Source organism: Amycolatopsis sp. FBCC-B4732 (assembly GCF_023008405.1).
GTDB lineage: Bacteria > Actinomycetota > Actinomycetes > Mycobacteriales > Pseudonocardiaceae > Amycolatopsis > Amycolatopsis pretoriensis_A.
The window spans coordinates 3,221,571-3,245,688 of the sequence record NZ_CP095376.1; the positions used below are offsets into that span (position 1 = coordinate 3,221,571).

The following is a 24,118-nucleotide window of genomic DNA, read 5'->3' on the forward strand; positions in this document are numbered from 1 at the left end:
CCACGAAGGGTTGGCAATGAAGGTCTTCCTCACCGGCGGCTCCGGGTACGTCGGCCGCGCGACCGTCCGGGCACTCGTGCGGGACGGGCACGAGGTGAGCGCGCTGGCCCGCAGCGAAGCCGCGGCGCGGACGCTCACCGGGCTGGGTGCGCGACCGGTCACGGGCGGGCTGACGGACACCGGCGTCCTGCGCGAGGCCGCGGCTTCGGCCGACGGCGTCATCCACCTCGGCCAGCACTACGGCGCCGACACCGCCGAAGTCGACCGCGCGGCCGCCGACGCGCTGCAGGACGGCCTCGGCGACCGCGGGCCGTACGTGCACACCGGCGGCGTCTGGGTCTACGGGAACACCGACGGCGTGGTCGACGAGGACGCGCCCCAGTCCCCGCCCGCGATCACAGCGTGGCGCCGCGCGAACGAGGACCGGGTCCTCTCGCGCGGCGGCCATCCGGTGCTCGTGATGCCCGGCCTGGTCTACGGCCTCGGCGGCGGGCTCGTCGAGACGTTCTTCGCCGAGCCCGGTCGCGCGGCGGGTTCGGTCCCGATGATCGGCGACGGCGCCAACCACTGGGCCGTCGTGCACGTCGAGGATGTCGCCGAGCTGTACGTGCTCGCCCTGAACGCGCCGGCGAAGGCGGTGTACGCGGGAGTGAGCCAGAACGTGCCGGTACGGGACGTCGTCCAAGCCCTTACCCACGCCACCGGCTGTCCCGGCCGTGTCACTTCGCTGTCGTCCGAGGAGGCAGCGGACCGGATGGGGCCGATCGCCGAAGCGTTCGCGCTGGACCAGCGCCTGACGGCGGCCCGGGCCAGGCGCGAACTCGGCTGGGCACCGCGGCACCTGGACGCGGTGGCCGAACTCCGGGGGTAAGGGCCCGGCCCGCCCGGAGTGCGTGTTCGCCCGATGCGGGCGAAGCGGCCTCAGCACGATCGTGGACTCCGTCGGCAACGTTCGACAGCGTTCGGCATCGTTCGACGGAGTGAGGGATCGGCATGCGAGGCGACTGGATCTACGACTGGGCCAAGGTGGAGATGGAGTACCGGGCCGGCCCCGCCCCGGCGGCGGTGGCCCGGCGCCGTCCGTCGAAGGTGTGGCGGAGCCTGCGCGCGGGCCTGTTCCCGGTGCGGCGAGCGGAGTTGCGGGTGGCGGCCGAGCGTTAACGGGCCGCCGCGTGCACCCGCTCGACCACCGGCACCAGCCCGGCCAAACCCGGCAGGACGGCGTCCGCCACCGCCGGGTCGTGCGGGTCCGCCTGCCGGTTGATCCACACGCGCGGGATGCCCAGCGCCCGCGCCGGCACCATGTCGTGGAAATGGCTCTGCGCGACGTGCACCCAGTTCTCCGCGGTGGCGCCGAACGTCTCGGCGAAGCGCCGGAAGTGGCCGTGGGCGGGTTTGTACTCGCCGACGTCCTCCGCGGTGACGATCGCGTCGACCGGGACCACCAGCCGGCGCTGGGTCTCGCCGATCAGGTCGCGGTCGCAGTTGGTCAGCAGCGCGATCCGCCAGCCCGCTTCCCGCAGCCCGGCCAGTGCCGCGCGGGTGTCCGGGAAGACCGGCCAGTGCGGCAGCCCGGTGCCGAGCACGGACGCGTCGTCGGGCACCAGCTCCAGCCCGGCTTCGGCCGCGGTCCGGCGCAGGGACTCGGCGAGCACCTCGCGGTAGCGCCGCCCCGGTTCTTCCGCCTGCACCTGGGGTTCGACGCGGTTGTAGACCTCGAGCAGCTCCGCGCCGCGGCCGGGGAACAGCAGCTCGATCCCGGTGGCGATGCCGTGGCGCCAGTCCACCAGCGTGCCGAAACAGTCGAAGGTCGCCCAGCGGATCATCGCTCTCCCGTGCTCGTCGTCCGATCCTCCCCGGCGATGATCTCCGCGAACTCGGAGATCAGCCGCGACCGCCGGGTGGCCACCCAGGCGAGGCAGACCTCGTTGGGCGGCAGGTCCTCGACCGGCACGTGCGCGACGTCCGGCCGGGTGTAGTACGCCGACGTCGACCGCGGCACCACCGCGATCCCGCGCCCGGCGGCGACGTGCTCCAGCTTCTCCTCGACGCTGCGGAACTCCCGCCGCCGCGGAGCAGTGCCGTCGCGCAGCTCGACCGCGACGTCCCGCCATTCCGGGACCGCGTCCGGGTCGTTGAGCACGTGCTCGTCGGCCAGGTCGGCGACCCGGACCGACTCCTTGCCCGCCAGCCGGTGCCCGGCCCGCACCACCGCCACGCGCGGTTCGGCGAGCCACGGCCGCACGGTCAGCCCGCGCCGGTCCACCGGGAGGCGGATCAGGCTGACGTCGGCGCGGCCGTCGTGCAGCACCTCGGTCTGGTCCTCCCACGTCGTGCGCAGCAGCTCGACCGCGACGCCGGGGTGGCGCGCGGACAGCGCCTGGACCGCGTCGGTGACCGTGAGACCCGGCATGAACGCCACGGTGAAGGTGGCGCGAGCGGCCGTCGCGACCCGGCGGCGCAGGGCTTCGGCCGAGGCCAGCAGCGGACGCGCGTCCGCGAGCAGCTGGCGGCCCGCGTCGGTGAGCTCGGTGGACCGCTTGTCCCGCCGGAACAGCTGCGCCCGCAGCTCGGCCTCCAGCGCCCGGATCTGCCGCGACAGCACCGGCTGCGCGATGTGCAGCCGCGCCGCGGCGCGGCCGAAGTTCAGCTCCTCGGCGACCGCGACGAAGTAGCGCAGCTTGCGTAGGTCGACGTCCGTCACGCGTGCGCCTCGAGGAACTTCCGCAGGGGCGGGTTCACCGCCGCCGCGTGGGTGAAGCTCAGGAAGTGGGCACCACCCTCGACGACGACCAGCGGCTCGGCGGCGGGCAGCGCGGCTGCCAGCTCCGACGCGCGCTCGACCGGGTAGGCGAGGTCCGCGGAGCCGTGCAGGACCAGCGCCGGGCACGAGATCTCGCTCGCGCGCGGCAGGACGGCGTCCCGGTCGACGAGCGCGTTCATGGCCGGCGTCAGCTGCGCGGGCGGCACCGAGCGCCAGCGCTCCTTCCACTCCGGAGCGTCGAAGTCGCCGAAGCAGATCTTCGCGACGCCGTCGAGCACCTCGGCCGGGGCCCCGCCGGCCACCCACGCGTCCAGCACGGCCCGGTAGCCGGCCGCGACGGCGGGGTCTTCGGCGGCCGCCGAGGTGCCCAGCACCGCGAGGGCGCTGATCCGCGACGGGGCCAGCAGCGCCAGCCGCAGCGCGACGAACCCGCCCTGGCTCGTCCCGACGACCGCCGCGCGCTCGACGCCGAGGTGGTCGAGCACGCCGAGGACGTCCCGGGCGACGTCCCAGTAGCCGAACGCGCCGTCGGCGGGGGTGCCGCCGTGCCCGCGCTCGTCGACGGTGACGCACCGGAAGCCCTCGAAGGCCGCCAGCTGCGGGGCGAACATCCGGCCGTCCATCAGGAAGCTGTGCAGGAGCACGACCACCGGGCCCGGTCCGCCGTGGTCGGTCCAGGCCACTTCCCGCCCGCCGATGAGCGTCATCGCACCCTCCGGATCCTCGGCCGGCGAACCGGCCGATCGCCACGAACGCCGCCGGCACCAGCAGCACGGCGTTGATCGGCAGCGCCTTCGTTTCCTCGCGCCGTGCGTGCTCGATGATCGCACCGATCCGGATCGCCGCCAGTCCGGTGGCGGCGAGCTGCCTTTCACCGCCGCGTCGGAGAAGTCCGCCGTCCAGCCCGTGTCCGGGTTCTCCGGCAGCGCCTCAACTCGGCTGGACCGTGACCGATCCGCCCGGGCGCAGGGTGATCGTGCGCTTCCAGGCCCCGGCGCGGACCTCGGTGCGGGTGCCGCCGACGCTGCGGATCACCGCCTTCGTCACCTTCCCCGCGCGCCAGGACAGGTCGACCTCGAACCCGCCGCGTGCGCCGATGCCGGTCACCCGGCCCGAGGCTGCCCACGCCCTGGGCAGGGCCGGCAGCAGTTCCAGCACTCCCGGCCGCGAGTACACGAGCATCTCCACCATCGCCGCCGGCGCGCCGAGGTTCGCGTCGATCTGGAAGATCGTGTAGCTGCCCTGGCTGTACATGTCGAAGAAGTTGGCCGCGGTCCCGTTGCCGTTGGCCACCGACGGCCGCAGCACCGTGAGCAGCAGCTGGTACGCGCGGTCGGCGTCCTTGAGCCGGGCCCAGCACGCCGAGCGCCACGCGGTCGCCCAGCCGTAGCTGTCCATCCCGCGCGCGACGAGCAGCGCGCGCACGCCGTCGAGCAGGGCCTTCGGGGACGTGTCGGCCGCGATCCGGTCGCCGGGGAAGAAGCCGATCAGCGGCGAGAGGTGCCGGTGCGTGGTCTCGCCGAGGTTGTCCGGCGACATCCACTCCTCGAGCCAGCCGGTCGCCGGGCTGACTTCCGGCAGGTACAGCTTCCGCTGCAGGCCGCCGATCCGGTCGCCGTACGCGCGGTCCCGCCCGAGCACCGCGACGGCTTCGCGGTAGTGCTCGAACAGGTCCCAGACGATCTCCTGGGCGTAGGTGTTGCCGCGGGTGTCCTGCGGCCCGTGCTCGGGCGACCAGTCGTGGTCGTCGACGAGCACCTCCCGCCCGCCGACCGTCATCGGCACCAGCCGCGCCTCCCAGAACTGGCACGCGCCCTCGAGCAGCGGGTAGATCCGCGCGAGGTACGCCTTGTCCTGGGTGAACGCGTAGTGGTCCCACAGCGAGTTGCACAGCCAGGCGTTGCCGGCCGGGTGCCACCACCAGCCGGAGCCGCCGTAGATGTTGGTGGAGAACGCGATCGCCCAGCCGCCGATCTTGCCGCTGGTGTTGCGGAAGCGGTTCCTCGGGTCGTTGAACAGGCGGTTCGTGCTGTCCGTCCACACGGGAAGCTGCGCGAGGCAGTAATCAGCCAAGGCAGTGAAGCTTCCGGGCAGCGCCACCCGGTCCGCCAGCCAGTAGTTCATCTGGAGGTTGATGTCGGTGTGGTAGTCGCTCATCCAGTCCGGCGTGTTGGTGTTCTGCCAGAGGCCCTGCAGCCCCATCGGCAGGCCGCCGCGCGATCCGGTGATGGTCAGGTAGCGCCCGAACTGCAGGTAGCTCGCCTCCAGCTCCGGGTCGGCGGTCGCCGGGTCGTCGTGCCGGGCCAGCAGCCGCGACCAGGTGTCCAGCGCCCGCTTCGCCGGCGGTGACTGGCCCAGGTCGACGGCCATCCGGTCGTAGAGCCGCCGGTAGTCGGCGACGTGCGTGGCCAGCAGCGCGCCACCCCCGGCGTGCACGGCCTTCGCCGCCTTCTGCTTCGCGAGCGCCAAGGGGTCGAGGGCGGCGTCGAGGAACTTCCGGGCCGCGTCGGGCACGTAGTTCGTGCCGCCGCTGAAGACGATGACGACGTCCCGGCTCCCGCTGAAGGTCACCCCGCCGGCCACGGTGCACGCGTACTCCAGGCCGTTGGCGAACGAGCCGGCGAACGCCGCCGTGCCGGACATCGTTTCGCCGCGGGTGGGTTCCAGCGAGACCGAGCCGGTCACCGGGCCGCCGGTGAGCCGGACGACCACGACGTCGTCGGGGTGGCTCGCGAAGTACTCGCGGCGGTAGCGCACGCCCTGGTGCCGGTAGGTGATCACGACGACGCCGTTGCTGAGGTCGAGCGTGCGGCGGTAGTCCGTGACGCCGGTGTGCGCGGGCACCGAGATCCGCAGCTTGGCCAGCAGGCCGAGGGTGCCGAACTTCTCGCGTTCGTAGGGGAACTGGCCGTCGTCTTCGAGGACGTCGTTGGCGCCGCCGGTCCACAGCGACGCGTCGGCGAGGTACAGGAAGTCGGCGGCCGGGTCACCGCCGACCAGGGCACCGATCCGACCATTACCGATCGGCAAGCCCTGCTCGATGATCTTGTCCTCGGCCGCGGGGGCCGGGTACCACAGCGTCGTCGCCCGCGCGTCCGGCACGAGGTCGGCCTCGGCCGGACGCAGAACATCCGCACTGGCAGCGAAAGGCGGGATGCCACCGAAGGCGAGACCGGCGCCGACCGCGCCACCGAGCTTGAAGAAGGTACGGCGAGAGGGAGGGTTCGACATGTCGGATCCGTTCGGCGTTGAAGGCGGGACCGGCGTGCAGCCCGCCAAACATATGACCTATCCGGATCCGAGGTCAAGAATCTTCGTAATTAATCCGAATACATCCGAGCATGCTCGGTCAGGTACTCCCGGAACGTGATCTCGCCTTCGCGGTGCTCCGGGGCCAGGTGGCCACCGCCGGCGTAGGCCCGGAACGTCTCCCCCGGGACCTTCAGCGGCACGATCCGCCGGACCCGCCCGCTCACCTCGCCGACCGCCCCGGCCAGCTCCGCCGCCGTCAGGATCTCCGGGCCGCCGAAGTCGGCCACCCGGCCCGCCGGGTCATCGGACACGAGTGAGACGAGCCGCCCGGCGACGTCGCGGACGTCCACCGGCTGGAACGAGATCCGCGGCACCGGCACCACCGGCAGCCGGGCCGCACCCGCGAGCAGGGTCCGGACCAGGCCGTGGAACTGCGTGGCCCGCTGGATCGTGTACGGCAGCCCGGACGCGGCGAGCAGCTGCTCGGTCTCGTGTTTGGCCCGGTAGTAGCCCAGCGGCACGCGGTCGACGCCGACGATCGAGACGTACACCAGGTGCGGGGCGCCGGCCCAGCGCGCGGCCTCGACCAGCGTGCGCGCCAGCGTCGTCTCGTGCAGGAAGTCCGTGGCGCAGTGGACCACGACGTCCGCCCCGGCCACCGCGCTGTCGATGCCCCGACCGGTCCGCAGATCACCCCGGACGACGTCCGGCGCGGCCCGCCGGCTGAGCACGCGGACCTCCTCCCCCGCCGCCCGCAGGCCCGCCACGACCGCCGAGCCGAGCTGCCCGGTACCGCCGGTGACCAGGATCCGCACGTCGACCACCTCCGGCGTCATCCTGGCACGGCGGTGCCCGCCGGGAAACGGTTTCCCGGCGGGCACCTGTGCGTGCTTTCAGTTGCGGGTGATGGTGAACGTGCTGGTCGTGTTGCGGATGTCCTGGGCGTTGTCGCTCAGGGTGAGCCCGGTGAACGTCGCCGAGCCGACGGCCGGGCCCTGCCCCGGTTCCGGCAGCTCGTTGGCCCAGATGCCGATCCCCGACTTGGCGTCGAAGGCGTCCCCGCTGCGGTGCGCCCCGGTGATCGACACGTTCGTCAGCACGGTGTCCTCGACCGGGTGCTCCGGCGTGGTGCCGTCGTACTTGGTCTGGAACATGATGCCGCTGTAGGTCGGGCTCTCGATGTCCACATCGGACACCCGGATGCCGCGGAACTCCTTGGACGCCGAGAACAGCCAGATCGCCGGGAAGGTCTGCTGGCCCCAGAAGTGGCCACCGTCCCGGACCAGGGAGGCGTTCTGGACCGTCGTCGGCTGCGGCCCGAACCCGAGGAACGGGTAGCCGAAGTCGAGCGAGCTGATCGTGATCGCCGAGTAGGTCAGCGTGTCCGCGATGTAGAGGTTCCGGAAGGTGTTGCTGTACCCGCCGTAGACCGCCAGCCCGGCCGCGCGCCACGGGGTGAGCGAGGTCAGGTTCTCGAACACGTTGTCGTACTGGTTGCCCGGGTTGAGGTCCGTGGCGGCGAACAGCGCGAAGCTGTCGTCACCGGTGGACCGGGCTTCGATGTTGGTGACGTGGTTGCCGGTGCTCCCGTTCGTCAAGTTGACGCCGTCGGCGAAGGTGTCGCGGATCCGCGAGTTCTTGATCGTCGTGTTGTCCACGTTGGTGCCCCAGACCATGACCACCTGGTGCTCCACCCAGATGTTGTCGATGGTCAGGTTGGCGACGTTGGTCAGGTTGAACACCTTGCCGGGGCCGTCGATGCGGGAGGTGTAGTTCCCGAACACCGCGAACCCGCTGAACGTCGACCCGTTCGCGCTCGCCTGCACGTCGATGCCGATGTCGGTGTTCTCCTGCCCCGAAGGCGCGGAGAACTTCGTGAACCACGGCCCGGCGCCGGTGACCGTCACGGCCTTGCCGTAGACGTTCAGCTTGCTCGACATCGCGTAGTTCCCGGCCGGCAGGTAGACGCCGGTCAGCGTCGTGTCCTGCCGGACCTTGTCGAGGGCGCTCTGCACGTCCTGCTGCGTGAACCCGGTGGGCACGGCGAAGTGCGCCGGGTCCGGGTTGGCGGTCGCGGTGGCCTGCTCGAAGTTCACGAAGTCGATCGCGTAGTTCGTGCTGTTGGCCGCGTCCTTCTGCAGCTTGATCTTGTGCCCGGCGGGCACGGTCGTGCCGAGCATCGCGCTGGCTTCGTCGTAGATGTGGCGCGGCCCGGCGCCCGGCGAGTTGCCCGGACCGGTTTCGGCGCCGTAGAGCCAGGCGTAGTGCGAGGTCAGGTCGATGGCCTTGAGGAACGTGCCGTCGACGTAGACGTTCAGCGTCGAGTTCTGCCCGCCGCCGCCCGCGGAGTCCGGGATGGAGAACCGCGTGACCAGGGTGTTGGTCGACGCGCGGGTGGTGAACTCCACCGACGAGCCGGTCGAGTTCAGCGTCACGGCCTTGCGGCCCGACGCTTCACCGGCGAGGTCGCCGATGGTGCGGTTGGGACCGACCACCGAAGCACCGCCCGCGACGACGCCGTCCTCGGCCTCGTACATGTCGTAGGGCATGTTCGCGCCCCGGCCGACGAACAGCGCCTGCGTGCTGGTGTTGTTGGCCTGCTTGACCGGCAGCTCGTTGGCGTCGTTCGCGACGACCGTCTTGACCGTGTACCGGCCGTTGACGGCGGTCCAGGCCCCGACCGTGACCGGCGCCGCGGTGGCACCCGCGGCGATCGCGCCGGTGTAGCTGCCGCTGAGGGTCTTCACCACGGTGCCGTTCTGGTCGGTGACGGTCACCGTGATGCCGTGGGCCCCGGCCGCCGACGCGACCGTGCCCTGGTTGCGCAGGGTGGTGCTGAACGTGACGGTGTTGCCCGCGGACGGGTTGCCGGGCGACCACGCCGTCGCCGCGACGAGGTCGGAGCTCTGCACCGGGCTGACGACCAGCGCCGTCGACGCGGTGTAGGAGTTGTTGGCCTCGTTCTGCTCGATGACGGCGTTGGCCTCGTCGACCTTCGCGGTCAGCTGGTAGCTGCCGGCGTCGCGGGTACCGATGTTCGCCGACACGGTCGCCGACGCACCGGCCGCGAGCGCGCCGACGTTCGCGGTGCCGACCTTGGTGGTGCCCAGGTAGAGGTTGACGTTCGTCGCGCCCGAGGCCGCCGTCCCGGCGTTGCGGACGGTCGCCGACGCGGTGATCGCGTCGGTCTCCACGGGGTTCTGCGGCGACCAGGACACGGCCGACACGGTCAGGTCCGGGTTGGGCGCGGGGACGCCGAAGACCTGGAACTCCGCGGCCTGCCCGCCGCCGGCGCCGGAGTTGGCGGTGACGCGCAGCCGGACGTCGGCGGCCCGGCCGCTGAGCGGGATCGTGACGGTGTTGCCGCTGCCCGGGCTGAAGCTGTAGGTCTGCGCGGCGGCCAGCGTGGTGAACGCGGTGCCGCTCTGCTCCCGGCCTTCGACGGCGATCGTCTGGGTGCGCGGGCCCCACGAGGCGTCGGGGTTGAGCTTGACGACGACCTGGTTCAGGTCGGCGTTCGAGCCGAGCGCGACGGTCAGCAGGTTCGGGTAGGTCCCGCCGCCGCCCTCCCAGTACGTGCTGGTCGAGTTGTCGTTGGCGTTCGCGGCGACGAAGGTGAACTCGGTCGACGACGCCGTGATCGGCTTGCCCACGGCGAGGTTCGTCCCGGCCTGGGTGCCGGTGCGGGTGACGGTGTTGCTGGTGCCCGACTGGTTGCCCGCGGCGTCCTTCGCGCGCACGAAGTACGAGACGGTGGTGCCGTCGGGCTGGCTGTCGGTGTAGGTCAGGACGTTCCCGGCGACGCTGCCGCGCAGCTGGTTGTTCGCGTAGACGTCGTAGCCGGCGACCCCGGTGTTGTCGGTCGAGGCCGACCAGGTGAGCCGGATCTGGCCGCTCGCGGGCTGGGTGTAGGCGAGGTTGCCGGGGGCGGACGGCGGCTGCGTGTCCCCGCCGGCCGGGCCGTGCACCTCGAACTCCGACAGCTGCGCGGCGGGCCAGCCGGTGTTGGCGCTGACGTTCAGCCGGACGTACCGGGTGCTGCCGGTGACGTCGACGGTGACGGTGTTGCCGGTGGCCGGGTCGAACCGGTAGCCGGCGGCGGGCTTGAGGTCGCTGAAGCTGGTCCCGTTGGTGCTGCCCTGGACGTTGAAGGTCTCGGTGCGGGCCTCCCAGTTCGCCGGGAGTTTCAGCACCACCTGGGCGACGGTGGTGGCCGCGCCGAGGTCCGCCTGGACCCACTGCGGGAACTGGTTGTTGGCGCTCTCCCAGTAGGTGGCCTGGTTGCCGTCGCCGACGTTCGAGGCGGGGTAGCCGGCGAGCTGGCTGCTCGCGGTGTAGGTCGCGGCCGCCGCTTCCGCGGCAACAGCGGCGGGTGCGGGTGCGGGTGCGGGTGCGGGCACGTTGCCGGCAGCCACGGCGGGTGCGGCCAAGAGGAGGGACAGGGCGGCGTAGGTAGCCGCGCGCGACAGGAGTCGCTTCGTTCTCATGGGGTTCCTCGGATCCGGGGAGGAGGGGAGACGCGTCGGGACGGCACAACCAGGGAACGGACACGCGCGGAACCGGTCCGGCGGCGCACGCGGGCAGCACGTCATGGGCACCTCTTCGTCGAGGGCTTCCTGACGACTGCTTCGATTTCTCGCGCTGTTGTCAGGTTCTTGCACTGATTCGTTCAAGAGTTACCGTGACGGGGGTCTCAAGTCAACGCCCGGGCCACAAAAAGGCCTCCTCGCGGGGGATGCGAGGAGGCCTTTTTGCGGCGTGGATCAGGAGTGGACAGCCCCGAGCCGGATCGCGTGGGTGCCCGGCGCGTTGACCGGCTCGCCACAGTGCGCGCAGACGGTGACCGGAAGCAGCTCTTCGCCACAGGCGTGACGCCAGAGGGTGGGCGGTTCGCCCTGGTGGACGTACTTGTCACCCCAGGCCATCAGCCCGAGCAGGATCGGCTGCAACGCCCGCCCGGCTTCGGTCGGGTAGTACTCGTGCCGCGGCGGGTGGGCCTCGTACTGGACCTTTTCGAGCACCCCGGCGTCGACGAGCTTCCGCAGCCGGGTGGCGAGGATGTCCCGGCTGGCACCGGTGTTCTCGGCGATCTGGTTGAACCGCCGTTCGCCGAGCATGATCTCGCGCAACGCCAGGAGGCTCCACCGTTCACCGACGACCTCGAGGGCCTCGGCGACCGAGCACTCACGACCACGCCGGACCATGCCACCTCCATCGGGTTGAAAATCCAACCTAGCACTGGGGTTGAGGGGCGCGCCGCCTCCGCCGCACCGGTCGGGCTGGGCAGGTCGGGCACCTCCAGGCGAGTCGAGCCGAGCGTCGGCCGGCACCCCACCCCCGCCCCAGCCCCCGCTGTGACGTGCCGGACAGGTGAGTTGTGTAATCCAACTTACCCGGCGTATACCGAACACATCCCCGATCTGCGAGGAGGCAGACGCCATGACGGACGCGGTGATCGTCGACGCGGTACGGACCCCCATCGGCAAGGGCAAGCCGAACGGAGCGCTCGCCGGGGTGCACCCGGTCGACCTGCATGCCCACGTCTTGCGCGAGCTCGTCCAGCGCACCGGCATCGACCCCGCCCGGATCGACGACGTCATCTCCGGGGCCGTCGGCCAGATCGGTGAGCAGAGCATGAACACCGCCCGCTGGGCCGCGCTGGCCGCGGGCCTCCCGGAATCGGTACCCGCCGTGACCGTGGACCGGCAGTGCGGGAGCAGCCAGCAGGCCGTCCACTTCGCCGCGCAGGGCGTCATCGCCGGTGCGTACGACGCCGTCATCGCCTCCGGGGTCGAGTCCATGAGCCGGGTGCCGATGGGCAGCCAGGTCGCCGGGCGGGATCCGTTCGGGCCGCAGGTCGCCGCCCGCTACCCCGACGGGCTCGTGCCGCAGGGCATCAGCGCCGAGCTCATCGCCGCGAAGTGGGGCTTCAGCCGCGCTCAGCTCGACGAGTTCAGCGCCGAAAGCCACCAGCGGGCCGCGAAGGCGTGGGCGGACGGGAAGTTCGCCGGCGAGGTCGCGCCACTCAAGGCGCCCGGGCCGGACGGGGTGCTCGTCGACGTCACGACCGACGAGACCGTGCGGCCGGGCACCACGCCGGAGATCCTCGCCGGGCTCAGGCCCGCGTTCCGCGCCGACGTCTGGGAGCAGCGGTTCCCGGAGCTCGGCTGGCACGTCACCGCCGGGAACTCGTCGCCGATCAACGACGGTGCCGCCGCACTGATGATCACCAGCGCCGAGACGGCGAAGGCGCTCGGGTTGCGGCCGCGTGCCCGGCTCCACAGCTTCGCCGTCGCCGGCGACGACCCGCTGTACATGCTCACCGGCGTCATCCCGGCCACCCGCAAGGTCCTCGACCGCGCCGGGCTGAGCGTGGCGGACATCGACGCGTTCGAGGTCAACGAAGCCTTCGCGAGCGTCGTGCTGGCCTGGCAGGCCGAGATCGGCGCGGACCTGGCCAAGGTCAACGTCAACGGCGGCGCGATCGCCATCGGGCACCCGCTCGGCGGCAGCGGCGCCCGGCTGATGACGACACTGCTGTCGGTGCTGGAGCAGACCGGCGGCCGCTACGGCCTGCAGACGATGTGCGAGGCCGGCGGACTCGCCAACGCGACGATCGTCGAACGCCTGGACTGATGCGCCAGGTACGCCCGCAGCGCCGCCACGGCTCCCCCGGGATCCGCGGCGGCGACCGGGAACACCTCGTCGAAGCCGAGCGCGAGCAGGTCCGCGCGCGTGTTCCGCAGCCGGCCGCCGAGCACCACCGGCAGCTCGCCCAGGCCGGGGTCGGCGCGCACGCGGCGAAGCACGTCCACCCCCGAAGCACCGCGCACAGTGGACAGCACCAGGCAGTCCGGCCGCTCCCGGCGGCAGACTTTCAGCACGTCGGCCGCCACCGACACTTCGTGCCCCTCGCGCTCGAGGACCACCCGCAACGCGACCAGGCTCCACGCGCCCGCGTCCAAACCCGACAGTACGACCTTCATCCCGGGCAGAGCCGCGGGCGGGCGCGGAAAATACGTCAGTCCGGGTCGGGTGGTTCCTCGACGCCGTCGCGGTCGGCCCACTCCAGCAAGGGGTCGAGGGAGAACACGGCGTCGTCGATGCCCGCGTGGAGGTCGCCCAGCTCGGCGAAGCGGGCCGGGACGGTCGCGATGGTGCAGTCGCCCGGCTCGACGTCGTCGATCTCGTCCCACCGGATCGGCGTCGACACCGTGCCCTCGGGGTTGCCGCGCACCGAGTAGGCGGCGGCGATGGTGTGGTCGCGGGCGTTCTGGTTGTAGTCGACGAAGAGCAGCCGCGGGTCGCGGTCCTTGCGCCACCAGGTCGTGGTGACGTCGTCGGGGGCGCGCCGCTCGACTTCGCGGGCGAACGCGAGCGCCGCGCGGCGGACGTCGGTGAAGCCCCAGCGGGGTTCGATCCGGACGTAGACGTGCAGGCCGCGGCCGCCGGAGGTCTTCGGCCAGCCGACCGCGCCGAGCTCGTCGAGGACCTCGTGCGCGACGTGGGCGACCCGGCGCACGCGGTCGAACCCGCAGTCGGGCATGGGGTCCAGGTCGATGCGCCACTCGTCCGGCTTTTCGGTGTCGGCGCGCCGGGAGTTCCACGGGTGGAACTCCACTGTGGACATCTGCACGGCCCAGGCGACGTGCGCCAGCTCCGTGACGCACAGCTCGTAGGCGTGCCTGCCGTAGCGCGGGAAGTCGACGCGCACGGTCTCCAGCCACGGCGGCGCGCCGTTCGGCACGCGCTTCTGGTGCACCTTCTCCCCCGCGACGCCGGACGGGAAGCGGTGCAGCATGCACGGCCGCTCGCGCAGGGCGTTGACGATGCCGTCGCCCACCGAGAGGTAGTAGTTGACCAGGTCGAGCTTCGTCTCGCCGCGGGCCGGGAAGTAGACCCGGTCCGGGTTGGAGACCCGCACGGTCCGGTGCCCGACTTCGAGCTCCACCGCCGCCGACTTCTGCGCCATGAGCCAGACGGTAGCCCAAAAACCGCGTTACGGTGGGTCGGTGAGCCTGCCGCCGGACGGTCACGTCCACACCGAATGGTCATGGGACACGGTCACCGGGTCGATGATCGGCTCGTGCGAGCGGGCCCTCGACCTCGGCCTGCCCTCGGTGGCGTTCACCGAGCACGCGGACCTGACGCCGTGGCTGATCCCCGAGCCGGTCCGCCCGCTGCTGCCGGACCACTTCCGGGTGCGGCTGCGCCCGGACGGCGTCCTCGAACCGCCGGCCCTCGACGTCGAGGGCTACCTGGCGACGGTCGCCGAGTGCCGCGACCGGTTCCCGGCGCTGCGGATCCTGTCCGGCGTCGAGCTGAGCGAGCCGCACTGGCACCGCCCGCGGGCCGACGCGCTGCTCGCGGCCCACGACTTCGACCGCGTCCTCGGCTCGGTGCACTCGCTCCCGGACGGCGACCACTACCACGAGCTGACCGTGGTTTCCGGGCGGCCGCCCGGCGAGATCCTGCGGGCGTACCTGACGGAGGTGCTCGGCCTGGTCGAGTCGACGGCGGACTTCGCGGTGCTCGCGCACATCGACTACGCGCTGCGGTCCTGGCCCGCCGAGGGCCCGCCGTTCGCGGCGGCGGACTACGAGGAGGAGTTCCGGACGGTGCTGCGCGCGCTCAAGGCGAGCGGGCGGGCCCTGGAGGTCAACACGCAGGTGCCGCTGCCGGGCGAGGTGGTCCGCTGGTGGTTCCAGGACGGCGGCGAGGCGGTCACGTTCGGCAGCGACGCCCACGAGCCCGGCCTGGTCGGCCGGGGGTTCACCGAGGCCGCGGCACTGGTCGAGTCCTGCGGCTTCCGCCCGGGCCGCACCCCCCCACGACTTCTGGCGCCGCTGACCCGCGCACTTTCACGTGAAAGTGCGGCCCCCAGGTGCGCACTTTCACGTGAAAGTGCGGCCCCTCAGGTCGTCACTTTCATAGGGAAAGTGCGGGCTCAGGCCAGTGCGTGGCGGCCGTGGGCACGGGTCTCCGCGCTCTGGTCCAGCAGCCGCGCCGCCACGCGGCCGATCGCCGCGTCCAGCTCGGCGCGGTTGGTCGTGCCCCAGTCGCCGAGGCGGTCGGCCAGCCAGTCGTGCCAGGCCGCGACCACCTTCGCGAACTCCGCTCGGCCGGCGTCGGTCAGCTCCCACCCCTCACGCGCGTACCGCAGGTGGCCCGTCAGCTCCAGGCGGTTGAACGCCGGTTCGAGGACCGGGGCCGGGACGCCGAAGTGGTCGCCGATCGCCTTGAGCGTCGCCGGTTCGCCGCGGCGGTCGCGCAGGTGGACCTGCAGGAGGCACCAGATGCCCCCTTCGTCGAGGTCGCTGCCGGCGCGCTCGACGATCGCCGGGGCCACCTCGCGGCGCTCGCGGAAGAAGAGGGTCGCGACCGCGCGCTCCAGCTCGCGGTCGTCCGTCCGCGCTTCCGGCATCGCGAAGCCGTCGCCGAGGTCCGGGGCCGCCGCGCGGGCGGTGTCGCGCAGCGGGACCTCCTTGAGGAAGAACGCCAGCGCGAACGCGACCAGGCCGACCGGCGCCGCCGCCAGGAACACCACGTGCAACGAGTCGCTGTACGCCTTGATCACCGGCGCGGACACCGCGTCCGGCAGCGCGTGCAAGGCCGTGGGCACCTGCAGCGCCCGCGGGTCGACGCCCGGGGGCAGCGACGCCACCGCCGTGGCCAGGTTCGGCGTCAGCTGGTTCGCGTACACCGTGCCGAAGATCGCCGCGCCGAACGAACTGCCGATCGACCGCAGGAACGTGACGCCCGAGGTGGCCACGCCGAGGTCGGCGTAGTCGACGGTGTTCTGCACCGCGATGGTCAGCACCTGCATGCCCAGCCCGATCCCGAGGCCGAGCACGGCCATGTACGCCGACGCCTCCCAGAAGCCCGTGTCGGTGTCGAGCCGGGACAGCAGGTAGAGCCCGATCGTCATCCCGGCGGCGCCGAACAGCGGGAAGATCTTGTACCGCCCGGTCTTGCTCACCGCGTTGCCGGCGGCGATCGACGCCACGAGCAGCGCCAGCACCATCGGCAGCAGCCGGACGCCGGACGAAGTCGCCGACGTGCCCTGGACGTACTGCATGTACGTCGGCAGGTAGGACAACGCGCCGAGCATGGCGAAGCCGACGACGAAGCTCATGATCCCGGCGACGGTGAACACCGGGTTGCGGAACAGCCGCATCGGCAGCATCGGTTCCTTCGCCCGCAGTTCGGCGAAGACGAACGCGGCGAGCAGCACCACCGAGCCGATCGCCATCCCGACGATCGTCGGCGAGCCCCACGCGTACTGCGTGCCGCCCCAGCTCGTCACCAGGGTCAGGCCGGTCGCGGCGAGGCCGATCAGCAGGATGCCGAGGTAGTCGATGACCGGCTTGACCGCGGCGCGGGCGTTCGGCATCGCCGAGGACGCCACGACCAGCACCACGACGACCAGCGGGATGTTGACGTAGAACGCCCAGCGCCAGGACAGGTGGTCGACGAAGAAGCCGCCGAGCATCGGGCCCGCGACGGTCACCACGCCGAACACCGAGCCGAGCACGCCCTGGTACTTGCCGCGCTCGCGCAGCGGGACGACGTCGGCGATGAGCGCGGTCGAGGTGACCATCAGCCCACCGCCGCCGAGGCCCTGCACCGCGCGCCAGACGATCAGCCACACCATGCTGTCGGCGAACCCGGCGAAGAACGAGCCGATGCCGAACACGACCACGGACAGCTGGAACATCAGCTTGCGGCCGAAGAGGTCGCCGAGCTTGCCGACGACGACGGTCATGATGGTTTCGGCGAGCAGGTAGGACGTGACGACCCAGGACAGGTGCCCGGCGCCGCCGAGGTCGCCGACGATGGTGGGCAGCGCGGTCCCGACGATGGTCTGGTCCAGCGCGGCGAGCAGCATGCCGAGCAGCACGGCCCCGAAGACGGCGTTGACCCGCCCCTTGCTCAGCGGCGCGGGCGCCGGCTCGTGGGCGACCTCGGCGGTGGCCGTCATCCGCACCCTCCTCGCTCGGCCTCCGAGGCTAGTGCGCGGGGTCCACTGTGGATAGCCACCCGTTCCGGTGACGCAGCACCACTTCGAACGGCTCGAAGCCCTGTGCCCGGTAGAACTCCAGCGCACCGTGGTTGGCCGCGTAGGCCGCGACGGTGACGTCGTTCGCGCCATTCTCCCTTGCCCAGCCGAGGAAAGCGGCGACCAGCTCGGCACCGGCGCCGGACCGGCGGTGCTCCGGGGCGACCCGCATGCTTTCGAGCACCGCGCGGACCGCGGTGGGGCGCAGCGGGTCCGGTGGCCGCAGCCGCCCGATCAGGTGCCCGCCCGCGGCGAGCAGGCACAGGCAGGCCGGGTCTTCGACGAGGCTCGCGTAGTAGGCGTCGCCTTCGCGGGCGGGCCAGCCGGTGTCCATGAACGGATCACGGCGGCCGCCGTCCTCGGCGAACAGGGCCGCGGCCGACGCCACGAGCGCCGGGACGTCTCTCGGAGCGCACACGGAAACAGTCATCCCGGCACCGTAACCCGGACGGTTTTTCCCGGTGAACCTCAGGTTTTCGGCAGCAGGCTCTCCAGCGCGAGCTGTTCCAGGTGCCCGGCGGCCGCGGCGCTCCCGCCCGCCGCGTGGAACGACGCCGCCACCGCCTCGGCGGCCCGGCGGTAGGACGGCTCCGTCAGCACTTCCTCGAGCGCCGACGCGATCCGGTCGCGGTCCGCGCGGCCGAAGCGCAGCCGGATGCCCGCGCCCGCGGCGACCACCTGGGCCGCCACGATCGGCTGGTCGTCGCGGATCGGGGCGACCACCAGCGGCAGGCCGTGCCACAGCGCTTCGCACACCGTGTTGTGCCCGGCGTGGCACAGCACCGCGTCCACCCGCGGCAGCAGCGGCAGCTGCGGGACCGAGGGCCGCACGAGGACGTTCGGCGGCACCGCGCCGAGCACGCCGCCCGGGTCGGCGATCACCGCGCGGACCGGCATCCCGGCGAACGCTTCGGCCGTCGCGGCCAGGAATCCCGCGCCCGCGCCGGTGTTCGCGGTGCCCAGGGAGACGAGCACGGCCGGGCGGAGCGGGTCGAGCCACTCCCACGGGAAGTCGCTTGTGGACGGCCGGGTGCCGAGGGCCGGCCCGACCAGCCGGACCCGCGGCGGCAGCGCGGCCGTGCCCAGCAGCTCGCGGGTGGTGAAGGCGAGCACGCCGTGCGGGGAGAACCGGGGGTCGGCCGTGCCGCGGCCGCCGGCGATCCGGGCGCGCAGGCCGTCGAGCAGCCCGCCGACCCAGTCCGCGACCTTCGGCATGCCGGCGAGCGGGTCGACCAGCTCGGCCGACGTCGTCGCCGAGGTGACCCACGGCAGGCCGTGGGCTTCGGCGAGCAGCCCGCCGGCGAGCGCCTGCTGGTCGGCGACGACGACGTGCGGCTCGAACGCGTCGAGGGCGGTGGCCACGCCGGGCGCCATCGCCTCGGCGAGCGGGACGAGGAAGTCCTGCCAGAGGAACCGCAGCGCGGCGGGCCCCTTGAGGTCCGGCGGGCGCTCCGGCAGCTCGGCGGGCACCGCGCACGAGAACACGACCGCGTCCGGGCCGGCCAGCTGCCACAGCAGCTCGTCGTGGCCCGCCCAGGCGACTTCGTGGCCGTGCGCGGTGAGCTCGGCCGCCACGCCCGCCGCCGGGTTGACGTGCCCGACCAGCGGCGGGACGACGAACAGGAACCGCGCCACTACCGCGCCCGGGCCGGCGCGCGCGAGGTGTCGCGGACCCACTCGAAGACCAGGTCGATCACTTCGGCGGTCCGCTCCACGAGCACCGAGTGGCCCTGGTCGGGCAGCACGGCGCACCGGCAGCGGTCCAGGTTCGCTTCGAAGTCCGGGACCTGGGCGGCGAGGCCCGAGTCGCCGCCGAAGATCGCGAACACCGGGCAGCGCACGGCCGAGAGGTCCGCCGCGATGGTCGCGCTGCGCGGGACGTCCTCGGCGATGGTGGTGGTCTCCAGGATCCGGTGCGCGGCCTTCGACAGCCGCGCGGTGTGCGCGCCGTGGTTCTCCGCGATCCAGCCGATGACCTCGTCGATGGCCAGCCGGGTCTTGGCGTCGGCGAGGCCGTCGGCCATGTGCCGCGTCCACGCCTCGGTCGGCGGTTCGCCCTCGATCGCGATGACGCTCGCGACCCGGTCCGGGCGGGCGGCGGCCAGGCCGAACGCCACCGACGATCCGAAGGAGTTGCCGACGACGTGCACCGGCCGGGTCGCCCCGCAGGCGTCGAGGACCGCGACGAGGTCGTCGACGAACTCCTCCAGCCGGTACCCCGACGCGGGGCGCGTGGTGCGGCCGTGCCCCCGCAGGTCGTACATCAGCACGTCGAGCCCGCGCGCGGCAAGGGCCGGGCCGAGCGTGAAGTAGTAGCTGGCCAGGCTGTCGGTGAGCAGGCCGTGGACGCACACCACGAGCGGCGCGTCCCCGTCGAGCGGTGCTTCGGCCGCGAGCCGCTGGACGTGCACGTCCAGCTCGCCCGCCCGGACGCGGCTCACGCGGTGGCCCGCAGCGAGGCGACGGTGTAGCGGACGAGCTCGCCGACGGTCAGCGCGATGATCTCGTCCAGGTCGCGCTCGGCGATGAAGGTCGCGAAGTTGACGCGGTCGCCGTAGTGCTCGCGCAGCTGCCCGGACAGCGCCACCAGGTCGACGCTCTCCAGTTCGAGGTCGTCGTGGAAGGTCGTGTCCATGGTGATCTCGGTGTCGTCGAGGCCGTACTCCTCGAGCAGCTCCCGCAGCATCCCGGCCAGCTGCGCGAGGACGGCGGCCTCGTCCGTTGCGGTGGTCTCGATGCTCATTCCGCGGTCTCCTTCGGGTCTTCGGTCCAGGCGACGACGTAGCGGCGCGGCGGGTGCGCGAGGTCGGCGCAGTGCACGAGGTGGTCCCGCCCGGCGGCGCGGACGGTGAGCTCGGTCGTTCCCGCCGCGACGACCTCGAAGTCGCGGGGCTCGCCGCGCAGGCCGGTGCCGAGCAGCTTCGCGACGGCCTCCTTCGCCGTCCAGAACCGGGCGAACCAGCGTTCCGGGTCACCGGGCAGGCCGGCGAACAGCGCCTGCTCGGCCGCACCCAGCGCGGCGTCCACAGTGGACTCCCGGCGCTTGCCGACCTCCTCGACGTCGATGCCGCACGGCCCGGGCCGGGCGATCGCCACCCCCGCCTCGGCCCGGTGCGCCACCGAGATCGTCAACGGCGGGAGCTCCCGGCCATAGGCACCGGTGACGAACGGGCGCCCGGCGTCGTCGTTGCCGATCCGCAGCTCGGCCGGGAACATCTCGGGCTCGCCACGCGCCCAGAGGTACTGGCGGACGGCGTCCTTCGCGGCGATGCGGCCGAGCAGCCACTGACGGCGTCCTCGCGGTGGCCGGCTTTCGTAGGCGCCGCGCTCGGCGCCGGCGAGGTAGTTGCGCATGATCAGCTCGCGGGTGGCCAGGTCCGGCCACTGCTCGTGCACCAGCGCCCAGCCGCCGGGCTGCTCGATCGACAGCGTCGAGCGCTCGGGGGTCCGGTCGGCCTGCCGGATGTGCGGGGTGCTGTCGAACCGGCGGTCGCGCCAGCCGGTGAACTCGGCCCACACCTGGCCGTGGTGGACGAGCTGCATGTCGGCTTCGAGGAATTCGCCGGTCAGCCCGGTGATCTTGACCAGGCACTCCAGCCGCTCCCCCGGCGCCGGGTGCGGGCCGTGGAACCGGATTTCGCGCACGGCGACCGGGAAGACGGTGGTGCGTTCGGCCAGCCGGGACATAATCCAGTAGCCGAGCACCTGGCCGACGTTGTCGAGCAGCGCGCCGGGCGCGGCGGGCGTGGTCAGCACCGCGCGGACGTGCCGCTCGCCGATGGCGGTCAGCTCGGTGACGCCCTGGAAACCCGGGCCGTGGAACATCCAGCGGTCGGCGTACAGCTCGGCGGCCGTCGTCCGCGGGACCTGCTCCGCCGACGCGGGGAAGCGCCACGAGGCCGGCGCGTCGGCCGGGTACGCGGGGGCGAGTTCCACGACGGCCTGGGAGTAGCCGTCCAGCGCGGCGAGCACCCGGTCGGTGCCGTGCGGGCGGATCCGGACCCCCACGGTGACGGCCGGGACCGCGGTGATCCACTGCGTGAGCCGGACGTCGTGCACCGCGACCGCGCGGCGGCCGGGCGCGGCCTGCTCGGCGAAGCCCATCAGGTGGTCGATCACCGTGGTGGCCGGGACGACCGGCCAGCGGTCACCGGGGTCGGCCTGCGGCGGCTGCTTGAAGAAGCAGTGGTCGAGCAGGTACGGCATCGCCTCGACCGACACCACGAGCGTCGCGTCCAGCTCCCCCAGTGGCGGCACTTTCACGTGAAAGTGCGGCCACTGGTCCGCACTTTCACGTGAAAGTGCGGACGTGGCGAGGGCGGTGGATGCCAGCTGGGCCGTGTCGGTCAGCAGGGCGGCGAGTTCCGCGGCCAGCGGGCCTTTGCCGGCCAGGTCGTCCACTGTGGACCGGTGAGCCGGGAGGGCGATGCGCGCGCGGACGCCTTCGTCGAGGGAGATGAGGTGGCCGCCCAGGTCCAGCTTGACCGCCTTGGACGGCGTCCCGCGTTCGCCCGGCAGCCGCGTGAAGTCGATGTCCGCACCGTCGGCCCACAACGCGGTCGCGACCCGCCGCAGCTGCGCGAGGCCGGGCCGGTGCGCCGAGTGCGCCGCCACGGCCAGGTGCTCCTCGCCGTGCAGGGTGTCGCCGACCAGGGAGCCGAGCTGGCCCGCGCCGACCTGGACGAACGCGCGGAACCCGGCGGCGTGCAGGGCCCGCACGAGCGGGCGGAACCGGACCGGTTCCAGCAGGTGCCGCACGAACAGCTCGCGGACGTCCGCTTCGGCGGCCGGGTACTCCGCCACCGTCGTCGCCGACCAGATCGGCAGCCGCGGCGGGTGCAGGGTGAACCGGGCGGCGGCGTCGCGGATCGGGTCCAGGTAGGGCCGGAGCATCGGCGTGTGGAACCCGGACCGGAACGGCAGCACCTGCGCGACGATCCCCGCGTCCCGGAACCGCGTGACGAGCGTGGCCACGGCGGCGGCCGGGCCGCAGATCATGGCCTGGTTGGGCGAGTTGTCGTGGGAGAGGACGACGTCCGTGCGCCCGGCCAGCTCCTCGATCACCTGCGGCGCGGGCGCGCCGATCGCGGCGAAGGCGAGGCCGGGGACGACGAGCGCGTCGGGGTCGAAGCCGGCGAGGAACGCGTCGACCTCGGCCTCGGCGTGCAGGCCGGCGACGGCCATCGCCGTCCACTCCCCCAGGCTGTGCCCGGCGACGGCGTCCGGGCCGACGCCGAGCCGGCCGAGCGCGGTGTTGAGCAGCCGGCCCAGCTCGAAGACCGCGGTGCCCTGCCGGCCGACGTCGCCGACTTCGACGTCCGCGTGCTGCCACGGCAGCCCGAAGTGGCGGGCGACGTCGCCGCAGTTCAGCGTCAGTTCCGATTCCAGGCCCGGGAAGAGGAAGGCGACCTTGCCGCCGCCCGGCCCGAGCAGCGGGCGGTCGGCGAACCAGACGTCGTTGCGGCCGCGCCAGGCCCGGCCGCGGGCGACCGCCTTGCGCGCCAGCGCCAGGCGCTTCTCCGTCGGGTCGACGATCCCGAGCCGGACCGGGCCGTCGGCGGCCACCGGCGTCGCGGGCCGGTCGAGCAGGTCCCGCAGTTCGCCGACCGAGCGGGCGGCCAGGCGCAGCACGCGTTCCGGCTCCCGGACGACGGCTGCGGGTACGGGACGGCCCGGCGCCTGCTCCAGCACGACGTGGGCGTTGATCCCGCCGAACCCGAACGCGTTGACGCCGGCCCGGCGCACGGCCGCGTCCCAGTCCTTCGCGGTGTCCAAAGGGGAGAAACGAGTGCGCGCGAGGGCGGGGTGCGGGTCGTCGCAGTGCAGGGTGGGCAGCAGGACGCCGTGGTGCACGGCCAGCGCGGCCTTGACGAGCCCGGCGATGCCGGCGGCGGGCATCGTGTGCCCGATCATCGACTTCACCGAGCCGAGGACCGCTTCACCGCGCGCGCCGAACACCTCCGCGAGGGTGGCGAGCTCCGCGGCGTCCCCGGCCGGGGTCGCGGTGCCGTGGGCCTCCAGCAGGCCGATCGACTGCGGGTCGGCGGGGTCGAGCCCGGCCGCGGCCCACGCCTGGCGGACCGCGCGGACCTGGCCGCCGGAGTCGGGGTTGGCGAGGCTCGCCGTCCGCCCGTCGGAGGCGACGCCGGTGCCGGTGACCACGGCGTACACGCGGTCGCCGTCGCGCTCGGCGTCGGCGAGGCGCTTGAGCACGACGATGCCGGTGCCCTCGCCGATGAGCACGCCGTCGGCGTCGCGGTGGAACGGCCGGATCCGCTCGGTCGGCGACAACGCGCCGAGCTGGGTGAACACGCTCCAGAACGTGATGTCGTGGCAGTGGTGCACACCGCCGGCGAGGACGACGTCGCAGCGGCCGGTGGCGAGCTCGCGCACCGCGTGGTCGACGGCGATCAGGGAGGACGCGCACGCGGCGTCCACGGTGTAGGCGGGGCCGCGCAGGTCGAGGCGGTTGGCCAGCCGCGACGCCGCGAGGTTGGGCACCAGCCCGATCGCGGACTCCGGTGCCTCGGGGCCGAGCTGGTCGGTGAAGGCCTGCCGGACGGCGTCGAGCTGGTCCGCGCCGAGTTCGGGCATCAGCTCGCCGAGCGTGCGGACGAGCTGCGTCGCGGTGCGGACGCGCTGGTCGAGCCGGACGAGTCCCGGTGTCAGGTAGCCGCCGCGGCCGAGCACCACGCCGACCTTGGCCCGGTCCGCGGGGAGGCGGTCCGGGCCGCCCGAGTCCGCGACGGCCTGTGCGGCGACGCGGAGCGCGATCAGCTGGTCGGGTTCGGTGGACGGCACCGACGTCGGCATGATCCCGAACCCGGCGACGTCCACTTCGGCCAGTTCGTCGACGAACCCGCCGCGGCGGCAGTAGACGCGGTCGGCCCGCCGCTCGTCCGGCGCGTAGTGCGTGCCGTCCCACTTCTCCGGCGGCACTTCGGTGATGGCGTCGACGCCGCCGACGAGGTTGCGCCAGTACGCCGCCAGGTCCGGGGCGCCGGGCAGGAGCACCGACATCCCGACGATCGCAACACGCATCC

At 72.9% G+C, this 24,118-nt stretch carries 18 protein-coding genes and 1 pseudogene; 4 read left to right on the forward strand and 15 right to left on the reverse strand.

Annotated features, from left to right (window positions below):
* Positions 1-16: 16 nt before the first annotated feature.
* A complete protein-coding gene (locus MUY14_RS13885; protein ID WP_247023405.1) occupies positions 17-871 on the forward strand; it encodes an NAD-dependent epimerase/dehydratase family protein in 855 nt (284 codons plus the stop codon).
* A gap of 122 nt (positions 872-993) precedes the next feature.
* On the forward strand, positions 994-1,161 hold the full coding sequence (locus tag MUY14_RS13890; protein ID WP_247023406.1) for a hypothetical protein: 168 nt from the start codon (positions 994-996) through the stop codon (positions 1,159-1,161).
* On the opposite strand, the gene MUY14_RS13895 is transcribed toward MUY14_RS13890, so the two are convergent.
* The 7 genes from MUY14_RS13895 to MUY14_RS13925 all read right to left on the reverse strand — a co-directional run bounded on the left by MUY14_RS13895 (position 1,158) and on the right by MUY14_RS13925 (position 11,220).
* Positions 1,158-1,826 carry an HAD family hydrolase gene (locus MUY14_RS13895; protein ID WP_247023407.1) on the reverse strand — a complete coding sequence of 223 codons (669 nt, stop codon included), beginning with the start codon at positions 1,824-1,826 and terminating at the stop codon, positions 1,158-1,160. The two genes, MUY14_RS13890 and MUY14_RS13895, sit on opposite strands and share 4 nt — an antisense overlap.
* The gene (locus MUY14_RS13900) at positions 1,823-2,704 is read right to left on the reverse strand and encodes a LysR family transcriptional regulator (RefSeq protein WP_247023408.1); all 882 of its coding nucleotides are present in this window, start codon (positions 2,702-2,704) and stop codon (positions 1,823-1,825) included. Before MUY14_RS13900 ends, MUY14_RS13895 begins: the two co-directional genes overlap by 4 nt.
* On the reverse strand, positions 2,701-3,471 hold the full coding sequence (locus MUY14_RS13905; protein ID WP_247023409.1) for an alpha/beta fold hydrolase: 771 nt from the start codon (positions 3,469-3,471) through the stop codon (positions 2,701-2,703). Before MUY14_RS13905 ends, MUY14_RS13900 begins: the two co-directional genes overlap by 4 nt.
* Before the next feature lie 223 nt (positions 3,472-3,694).
* Complete coding sequence (locus tag MUY14_RS13910; protein WP_247023410.1) at positions 3,695-5,995, reverse strand: glycosyl hydrolase family 95 catalytic domain-containing protein; 2,301 nt, start codon at positions 5,993-5,995, stop codon at positions 3,695-3,697.
* A gap of 89 nt (positions 5,996-6,084) precedes the next feature.
* Positions 6,085-6,852 carry an SDR family oxidoreductase gene (locus MUY14_RS13915; RefSeq protein WP_247023411.1) on the reverse strand — a complete coding sequence of 256 codons (768 nt, stop codon included), beginning with the start codon at positions 6,850-6,852 and terminating at the stop codon, positions 6,085-6,087.
* 57 nt (positions 6,853-6,909) lie between these two features.
* Complete coding sequence (locus tag MUY14_RS13920) at positions 6,910-10,503, reverse strand: discoidin domain-containing protein (protein ID WP_247023412.1); 3,594 nt, start codon at positions 10,501-10,503, stop codon at positions 6,910-6,912.
* A gap of 276 nt (positions 10,504-10,779) precedes the next feature.
* Entirely contained in the window at positions 10,780-11,220 is a 441-nt protein-coding gene (locus MUY14_RS13925) for a helix-turn-helix domain-containing protein (protein ID WP_247023413.1), read from the reverse strand.
* Positions 11,221-11,455: 235 nt separating this feature from the next.
* On the opposite strand from MUY14_RS13925, the gene MUY14_RS13930 reads away from it, so the two are divergent.
* Positions 11,456-12,652 (forward strand): thiolase family protein, encoded by a 1,197-nt coding sequence (locus MUY14_RS13930; protein WP_247023414.1) that lies wholly within the window; start codon positions 11,456-11,458, stop codon positions 12,650-12,652.
* Here MUY14_RS13930 and MUY14_RS13935 read toward each other — a convergent pair.
* Together MUY14_RS13935 and ligD are read right to left on the reverse strand one after the other, a co-directional pair.
* Complete coding sequence (locus MUY14_RS13935) at positions 12,583-13,002, reverse strand: hypothetical protein (protein ID WP_247023415.1); 420 nt, start codon at positions 13,000-13,002, stop codon at positions 12,583-12,585. The genes MUY14_RS13930 and MUY14_RS13935 overlap by 70 nt on opposite strands.
* Before the next feature lie 35 nt (positions 13,003-13,037).
* Positions 13,038-13,988, reverse strand: coding sequence for a non-homologous end-joining DNA ligase (ligD, locus tag MUY14_RS13940; RefSeq protein WP_247023416.1), 951 nt, complete (start codon positions 13,986-13,988; stop codon positions 13,038-13,040).
* A gap of 103 nt (positions 13,989-14,091) precedes the next feature.
* On the opposite strand from ligD, the pseudogene MUY14_RS13945 reads away from it, so the two are divergent.
* Positions 14,092-14,622 (forward strand): annotated as a pseudogene (locus tag MUY14_RS13945) (PHP domain-containing protein); the annotation flags it as partial.
* Between the two features lie 341 nt (positions 14,623-14,963).
* Here MUY14_RS13945 and MUY14_RS13950 read toward each other — a convergent pair.
* From MUY14_RS13950 to MUY14_RS13975, 6 genes are read right to left on the reverse strand one after another with little or no spacing between them, the layout of a single operon-like run.
* The gene (locus MUY14_RS13950; RefSeq protein ID WP_247023417.1) at positions 14,964-16,997 is read right to left on the reverse strand and encodes an MDR family MFS transporter; all 2,034 of its coding nucleotides are present in this window, start codon (positions 16,995-16,997) and stop codon (positions 14,964-14,966) included.
* Between the two features lie 28 nt (positions 16,998-17,025).
* The gene (locus MUY14_RS13955) at positions 17,026-17,505 is read right to left on the reverse strand and encodes a GNAT family N-acetyltransferase (RefSeq protein WP_247023418.1); all 480 of its coding nucleotides are present in this window, start codon (positions 17,503-17,505) and stop codon (positions 17,026-17,028) included.
* Between the two features lie 38 nt (positions 17,506-17,543).
* Positions 17,544-18,710: a glycosyltransferase gene (locus MUY14_RS13960; protein ID WP_247023419.1), complete on the reverse strand. Its 1,167-nt coding sequence runs from the start codon at positions 18,708-18,710 to the stop codon at positions 17,544-17,546.
* Complete coding sequence (locus tag MUY14_RS13965) at positions 18,710-19,516, reverse strand: alpha/beta fold hydrolase (protein WP_247023420.1); 807 nt, start codon at positions 19,514-19,516, stop codon at positions 18,710-18,712. Before MUY14_RS13965 ends, MUY14_RS13960 begins: the two co-directional genes overlap by 1 nt.
* On the reverse strand, positions 19,513-19,818 hold the full coding sequence (locus tag MUY14_RS13970; RefSeq protein WP_247023421.1) for an acyl carrier protein: 306 nt from the start codon (positions 19,816-19,818) through the stop codon (positions 19,513-19,515). Before MUY14_RS13970 ends, MUY14_RS13965 begins: the two co-directional genes overlap by 4 nt.
* Complete coding sequence (locus tag MUY14_RS13975) at positions 19,815-24,116, reverse strand: beta-ketoacyl synthase N-terminal-like domain-containing protein (protein ID WP_281506291.1); 4,302 nt, start codon at positions 24,114-24,116, stop codon at positions 19,815-19,817. Before MUY14_RS13975 ends, MUY14_RS13970 begins: the two co-directional genes overlap by 4 nt.
* Positions 24,117-24,118: the final 2 nt, after the last annotated feature.

Bases quoted from the DNA above. Each gene is read 5' to 3' on its own strand.
- MUY14_RS13930 (WP_247023414.1), top strand. From the start codon at position 11,456: ATGACGGACGCGGTGATCGTCGACGCGGTACGGACCCCCATCGGCAAG.
- ligD (WP_247023416.1), bottom strand. From the start codon at position 13,988: ATGGCGCAGAAGTCGGCGGCGGTGGAGCTCGAAGTCGGGCACCGGACC.
- MUY14_RS13895 (WP_247023407.1), bottom strand. From the start codon at position 1,826: ATGATCCGCTGGGCGACCTTCGACTGTTTCGGCACGCTGGTGGACTGG.
- MUY14_RS13975 (WP_281506291.1), bottom strand. From the start codon at position 24,116: ATGCGTGTTGCGATCGTCGGGATGTCGGTGCTCCTGCCCGGCGCCCCG.
- MUY14_RS13950 (WP_247023417.1), bottom strand. From the start codon at position 16,997: ATGACGGCCACCGCCGAGGTCGCCCACGAGCCGGCGCCCGCGCCGCTG.
- MUY14_RS13920 (WP_247023412.1), bottom strand. From the start codon at position 10,503: ATGAGAACGAAGCGACTCCTGTCGCGCGCGGCTACCTACGCCGCCCTG.
- MUY14_RS13970 (WP_247023421.1), bottom strand. From the start codon at position 19,818: ATGAGCATCGAGACCACCGCAACGGACGAGGCCGCCGTCCTCGCGCAG.
- MUY14_RS13915 (WP_247023411.1), bottom strand. From the start codon at position 6,852: ATGACGCCGGAGGTGGTCGACGTGCGGATCCTGGTCACCGGCGGTACC.
- MUY14_RS13890 (WP_247023406.1), top strand. From the start codon at position 994: ATGCGAGGCGACTGGATCTACGACTGGGCCAAGGTGGAGATGGAGTAC.
- MUY14_RS13935 (WP_247023415.1), bottom strand. From the start codon at position 13,002: ATGAAGGTCGTACTGTCGGGTTTGGACGCGGGCGCGTGGAGCCTGGTC.
- MUY14_RS13885 (WP_247023405.1), top strand. From the start codon at position 17: ATGAAGGTCTTCCTCACCGGCGGCTCCGGGTACGTCGGCCGCGCGACC.
- MUY14_RS13925 (WP_247023413.1), bottom strand. From the start codon at position 11,220: ATGGTCCGGCGTGGTCGTGAGTGCTCGGTCGCCGAGGCCCTCGAGGTC.
- MUY14_RS13955 (WP_247023418.1), bottom strand. From the start codon at position 17,505: ATGACTGTTTCCGTGTGCGCTCCGAGAGACGTCCCGGCGCTCGTGGCG.
- MUY14_RS13905 (WP_247023409.1), bottom strand. From the start codon at position 3,471: ATGACGCTCATCGGCGGGCGGGAAGTGGCCTGGACCGACCACGGCGGA.
- MUY14_RS13910 (WP_247023410.1), bottom strand. From the start codon at position 5,995: ATGTCGAACCCTCCCTCTCGCCGTACCTTCTTCAAGCTCGGTGGCGCG.